At 41.0% G+C, this 278-nt stretch carries 1 protein-coding gene; it reads left to right on the top strand.

Features of this window, described 5'->3' with window-relative positions; all coding sequences use genetic code 11:
- On the top strand, window positions 1-278 hold a 278-nt coding region (locus ACNKXV_RS14775; RefSeq protein WP_417908454.1), incomplete at both ends, for a nucleotide exchange factor GrpE.

Below are 278 nucleotides of genomic sequence, written 5' to 3'. Positions count from 1 at the left end.
GAAGAGAAGGCCTCCCCAGAAGCTCATTTGAATGAACAAACTACTCCTTTGGAAGAAAGTCAGGAAGCCAAGCTGGAAGCTGAAATTGCCGAACTGAAAGAGAAGTACCTCAGGCTGTATTCTGATTTTGAGAACTTCAGAAAGCGCACGGCAAAAGAGCGGATTGAACTGATCAAAACTGCTTCTGAAGAAGTATTGAAGGATCTGATTCCTGTAGTAGATGATTTTGAAAGATCAATTAAAGCTTCTGACAATGAGTCGGATTCAGCCAAAATAAA

Origin of the sequence: Christiangramia aquimixticola (genome assembly GCF_048285835.1) — a bacterium.
GTDB lineage: Bacteria > Bacteroidota > Bacteroidia > Flavobacteriales > Flavobacteriaceae > Christiangramia > Christiangramia aquimixticola.
Note: the sequence above shows the minus strand (reverse complement) of the source record. Positions and strands in the feature narration are given on the sequence as shown.